The sequence below is a fragment of the Stenotrophomonas sp. HMWF023 genome, from assembly GCF_003060985.1.
Lineage (GTDB): Bacteria > Pseudomonadota > Gammaproteobacteria > Xanthomonadales > Xanthomonadaceae > Stenotrophomonas > Stenotrophomonas lactitubi.
Window position 1 is genome coordinate 1 of sequence record NZ_QAIJ01000074.1, and the last position, 4,081, is coordinate 4,081.

Consider the following 4,081-nt stretch of genomic DNA (forward strand, 5'->3'; position numbering starts at 1 on the left):
ACGCTATGCCATTGCCAATCCTAGGTTGGATGCGGGGCTGCCATAGATCATATCCGCTAGTGGGATAGGTGTCTTTCTCATCCGGAACTTCAAGCTCTACATGTACCTTCGCGACATTCGCTCGGACTGTTCGGTGGAAGCGTTCCAAGGTGAATATGTCTAGATTTAGAGCCTTGTGCGCGAGAGTGTTTATATCCCATACGCAGTTGCTGTGAAAACTCAGCTCATTGGCCATGTTGGCATCTAAAGTTTAGCTTTGTTGTCTCTCGCAAACGGACAATACAACAAGATTTTTGTATTCATTCTTCTGGTCTGACGTGATCTTGCGGAGAGCATCGTTTGCCTTCTGGGAGGTGGCAGATGAGGTGACTTGAATCGCCAGTCCGTTCTTTCTATCGCCAAGATCTAGTCTAGGTTCGTTCGAGCGCTCTTCATTCAGCTCTCAAGATTTGCGTTAAGCAGGCAGTTTAGTACGTCTCGGAAGAAGTTTTCGCAGAATAGCGTAAGGTCCGTGAGCCCTAAGCCATTGCGCATCTTCACCTGTGCACTTATCGAAGCGAGCTCGTCAACAATCTACCCGATGTAATGGCCGCGAGTGATCATGGGTTAATAGTCCTGAAAGAAAGGGCGGTCTCAAGAAGCAAGCGCAACACGTGATGAGCATCGCAACGCGATTGAGGTACTCCTGGCTCGGCCTCGACAGATCAATGCCCTTGGGCAGGAACTGCCGAAGCAGTCCGTTGGTGTTCTCATTGCTGCCGCGCTGCCACGGCGCGTGTGGATCAGCAAACCACACGTCGATGTCCAAGCGGTCCATCAGCTCTGGGTAGCACGTGAGCTCCGTGCCTGGATCGTAAGTCAAACTCGTGCGAATGGATTCATGCAGCTTTTTCAGTTGCCGACTGAAGCCCTCCAGTGCCGCTTCCGCTGTGCAGCCGTCCATCTTGCAGAGGATCACAAAGCGCTTCTTTCGTTCGACCAGCGTCCCAGCGCAGGAGCGCTTGAAGGCACCCTTGATCAGGTCGCCTTCCCAGTGACCCGGAACCAGTCGCTTCTGTACTTCTTCCGGGCGATGCACAATGCGCAGCTGCTCAGGAACCCTTGTCCGCTTTGCTGCTGTCGTGCGGCGTAGCCCTCGCGTCGGCTTACTCTGCCGAAGGGCTTCCACCAGCTCTTTCTTCAGCCCTCCACGCGGGTGGGCATAGATGTTGGCGTAAATAGTCTCGTGGCTTACGCGCTGGCTGGAATCGTCCGGGTGCTTGGCGCGAAGCTTGGCAGCAATCTGCTGGGGCGACCAGCGATACAGAACCAAGTGATCACGGACGAACTGAAAGCGCTCGCTGCCCTCGATCAGTCGGCGGCGCCGAACAGAGCGTAGTCGACGGACACGATAGTCTCTGCCGGCCTCGGTGGCGCTGTACGCTCCAACGTCTTGCCGGGCCAACTCGCGGCTCAGGGTCGAAGGGCTCCGCCCCAAGCGCCTGGCGATGGATCGCATACTCTTGCCATCCTGGATATCGATCTGGACAACAGCGCGTTCTTCCTCGCTCATATGGTTGTAATGCCTGGACATGCTGACACCCTACTCGTTAGTGGGGTGTTGCACTTGGAGATTGAGTCTAAGCATGTTGCTTCCGTGTTGGGATGAAACTGTCGTCCCCCGGATCATCCTCCAAGTAATAGAACTGGCCGCTTGCGAGCCAGTTCTTCGTCAAAGAAATCCCGGAAGGAGATCACGTTCGTGTCGTGATAGTAGAGGGACTCATTGGTCTTCATCTTCAACGACTCCGGCACCACCAGCGTGATCTCTGCCTTTCGTAGATCTGCAAGCGCCTCCTTCGAAACCCGGTCATCCACCGTAGCCAGGAAGATTGCACAATTGAAGCGTTCGTGGGTGATCTGCTTCCATCGCTCGCGTAGAGTCGTCTTGGCCGAAAGAATGGCTGCGTCTTCATATCGCCGCTGCGTGTCCAGGGCTACCGTCGCCTGGTCAGGAAGGACGAAGTCCGGCCGTCGCTGGCCAAGAATTGCCTGCGCCTCGAACCTCACTCCCCCCTCCTTCAACATGGCGGCCAGATGGGTCTCAAATGACTTTCCAGCTCGGCTCTTCCGCTGTTGGCTCGCAGAGAGAAATATCGAGTTCAAGGACGCGAAACCGCGTACAGCTGCAGTCGCAGACCGATCATGCTGGGCTAGAACTTTGGCGACTTCTACTGCCCTCATGCGGAGCTCATGTCGGCGGTAGATTGAAAACTCGATGTCCCTGCTTACGCGCATGAGAGCGTCGCCAGGCTTTTTGATATCCCATGGGTTGAACGTCTTCGACCTCACAGATCTGAGGAAATCCAACCGTGCCTCATCCGCAAGCACAAGCGAATCAGGAAGCTTCGAGTACTTCGCAACGAGCGTCTCGACGGTGCCAGTCCTTATCGCGGCATCGATCTCGCTGATCAGTTCCGCAGCTTCGTCCGACTCGATGGCCGAGGCGCGTTTGAACTTCGATGGATCGAAAAGATCGAAGTGGAAGTTCGCTTGGATGTCGAGGCGACTCTCAAGCATTTCCGCTTCCGTAGATGCTGAGTCGATCACCATGAACCAGTGATGCGCATCCCCTTCAGGCTCTTCAAGCGTCCCGCCCAGAAGCCATGATGCGGGGTTGAGGCCAGCAAAAAGCTCTGCGGGAATCCTCGTGAAGTGGCACTCAGAGCCCTTGTTGCTGTAGTACTTGATACCTGAGTCGCTCCTGACCTCACCGGTTTGAGGCCAGAAGGATGGACAGTCAGCTTCCAGGATATGCGGGATGTCTTCCCGGGCATGAAGCTTCGGAAAAAATTCAGACTCGCGTACGGCGCGGGGCACATAGAAGCCATACTGATGGCCGCCACCCTCATTAGCCCACGATGCATCATTACGCGAGAGTTTTTTCAGAAACAGCTTGCCGCTGCGGCCGACAAAGGACTCCATCAGCGACCACTGGTCTGAGCTCTGCTCCAGAAAATCCATGTCCACGTTAGTTCTTCCTCAATGAGCTGTTTGTCGTAGGGTCCCGGCCAAGTGATCTAGGAATGAAGCCTGCTCAAGGGCGGTCTTGCCGCGCAGGGAGCACTCCCATACGGTCAGCACCCGCCAGCCCAGGGCTTCAAGCTCGGCGGTAACGCGCAGATCCCGGATCCTGTTCTTGCCAATCTTATCTGCCCAGAACTCCGGGCGCGTCTTCGGCAGTCGGTATAGCGGACAATCATGCCCATGCCAGAAGCACCCGTGGACGAACACCACGGTCCGATACTTAGGCAGCACGATGTCTGGTCTGCCAGGCAGCTTTGCACCACCCAGTCGATACCTCAGCCCTCGAGCATGGAGGCCCTTGCGGACAAGGACCTCCAGCTTGGTGTTCGAACCACGGATCCGCGACATCTGCGCGGACCGCTGCTCCGGGGTGAGGCTGTCGACCAAGGTCAGGCCTTGGCGTTCTTCTTAGCCGGCTTTGCCGGCTCCGAATCAGACTTCTGGGGCAGGTGAGGAACCATGATGCGGGCGACTTCAGCGATCACCGGCACAACCACTGAGTTTCCGAACTGCTTGTAGGCACGGGTATCGGAAACTGGAATGCGGAAGTTGTCATCAAAGCCCATCAGACGGGCGCACTCGCGCGGCGTCAGTCGGCGCGGATTCTTCTTCGGGCCTTGGGAAATGAGGATCTCCGAACCATCCTTGTAGTAGCGCGCGGAGAGCGTACGGCAGGTGCTTTCAGGGGTCACTAGGCCGAAGCCGAAACCGTTGCCCTTGTCCCGGTGCTTGGTCGCATAGTTCTGCAGGTACTCCCAGAGCTTGTCCGACAGCGTGTACTTGTCCAGTACCTTGCCCTTTGCACCACCGATGTAGGGCTGATCCTCCCCCTCACTGCCATCCTGCTTGTGCAGAACGGAGGCCATGCGGGGCGAAATACCAAAGTCAGGCAGTTCGAGGTCGTCGAAAGTGAATGCGGTCTCTTCGCGGAAGCCTACGATGATGATTCGCTCGCGATGCTGAGGGCCGAAGTGCTTGCCGTTGATGACCTTGGCTTGCACGTGGTAGCCCAGCT

The 4,081-nt window shown here is 56.4% G+C and carries 4 protein-coding genes; all 4 read right to left on the bottom strand.

Features of this window, described 5'->3' with window-relative positions:
• Positions 1–565: 565 nt before the first annotated feature.
• Positions 566–1,573: an IS30 family transposase gene (locus tag DBR20_RS03030; RefSeq protein ID WP_108265142.1), complete on the bottom strand. Its 1,008-nt coding sequence runs from the start codon at positions 1,571–1,573 to the stop codon at positions 566–568.
• A gap of 92 nt (positions 1,574–1,665) precedes the next feature.
• Positions 1,666–3,003: a type II restriction endonuclease gene (locus DBR20_RS03035; protein WP_146186941.1), complete on the bottom strand. Its 1,338-nt coding sequence runs from the start codon at positions 3,001–3,003 to the stop codon at positions 1,666–1,668.
• Positions 3,004–3,021: 18 nt separating this feature from the next.
• Positions 3,022–3,453: a very short patch repair endonuclease gene (locus tag DBR20_RS03040; protein WP_108265144.1), complete on the bottom strand. Its 432-nt coding sequence runs from the start codon at positions 3,451–3,453 to the stop codon at positions 3,022–3,024.
• Positions 3,454–3,455: 2 nt separating this feature from the next.
• Positions 3,456–4,081 (bottom strand): DNA (cytosine-5-)-methyltransferase (dcm, locus tag DBR20_RS03045; protein ID WP_146186942.1); only part of this gene is annotated, 626 nt, incomplete at its 5' end.